This is a genomic window from Arthrobacter sp. Hiyo1, assembly GCF_001263615.2.
Taxonomy (GTDB): domain Bacteria; phylum Actinomycetota; class Actinomycetes; order Actinomycetales; family Micrococcaceae; genus Arthrobacter.
Map to the genome: position 1 here is coordinate 744,510 of NZ_DF952468.1, position 1,254 is coordinate 745,763.

General features: G+C 65.8%; 1 protein-coding gene and 1 pseudogene. Both read left to right on the top strand.

The annotated features are described in order from the left end of the window. Nucleotides 1-849, top strand: an 849-nt coding sequence (gene argS, locus AHiyo1_RS03260; RefSeq protein WP_084784332.1) for an arginine--tRNA ligase domain-containing protein, incomplete at its 5' end; no start/stop codon positions are given. Between the two features lie 5 nt (nt 850-854). Beyond that, nucleotides 855-1,254: pseudogene (locus tag AHiyo1_RS03265) on the top strand (diaminopimelate decarboxylase); the annotation flags it as partial.

Below are 1,254 nucleotides of genomic sequence, written 5' to 3' on the forward strand. Positions count from 1 at the left end.
TCCGCCGTCGCCCGCCTCCGCGAGCAGGGCCACGTGTTCGACGACGGCGGGGCGGTCTGGCTGCGCACCACGGACTTCGGCGATGACAAGGACCGCGTGATGATCCGGGCCAACGGCGAACCCACGTATTTCGCCGCCGACGCCGCGTACTACCTGTCGAAGAAGGACCGCGGCTTCACGGAGAAGATCTACCTGCTCGGCGCCGACCACCACGGCTACATCAACCGGCTCAAGGCCATCGCAGCCTGTGCGGGCGACGACCCCGAGGTCAACATCGAGGTCCTGATCGGACAGTTGGTCTCGGTCAACGGCGCCAAGCTGTCCAAGCGTGCCGGCAACATCATCGAGCTCAAGGACTTGATCGAATGGCTCGGGAAGGACGCCGTGCGTTACTCGCTGGCCCGCTTCCCCGCCGATTCTCCGCTGACGCTGGATCCGGAACTGCTGAAGAAGAACAGCAACGAAAACCCAGTGTTCTACGTGCAGTACGCGCATGCCCGCTCCCGCGGCACGGCACGCAACGCGATCGAGGCTGGCGTCGACCACAGCGCCTTCGACGCGTCCTTGTTGGACCACGCCACCGAGAACGAGCTGCTGTCCTACCTCGGCAGCTACCCGTCCATCGTTGCCAAGGCCGCCGAGCTCCGCGAACCGCATCGTGTGGCCCGCCACCTCGAGGTCATCGCCGGTGCCTACCACCGCTGGTACGACGCTTGCCGCGTCTCACCGCTCGGCGACGAGCCAGTCCAGGACGTCAACCGCACACGGCTGTGGCTCAACGACGCCACGAGCCAGGTACTTGCCAACGGACTCGAACTCCTCGGCGTTTCAGCTCCGGAACGGATGTGATCAGCGTGCAAAACAACACCGCCGCCTCGCCCCTTGCCCCCGAGTGGCTCGTCGTGCCGGAGGACGTGAACGCGCTTCACGCGCCGATGTGGGCCGAAGGTGTCCAGAGGACCGACGACGGCGAGCTCGCCATTGACGGCGTTCCCGTCAGCGAGCTCAAGGCGCAGTTCGGCACTCCGCTGTTCGTCATGAGCGAGGGTGATTTTCGTGCCCGCGCCCGCTCCTTCAAGGACGCCTTTGACGCGGCTTTTGAGGACATTTGCGGTGGAGTGGACGTCTACTACGCCGGAAAGTCCTTCTTGTGTACTGCCGTGGCCAGTTGGGTGGCCGAGGAAGGCCTGCGCCTGGACACGTGCTCTGGGGGCGAACTCGCCGTCGCGGCCCGCGCCGGCATCGACGGCGCCA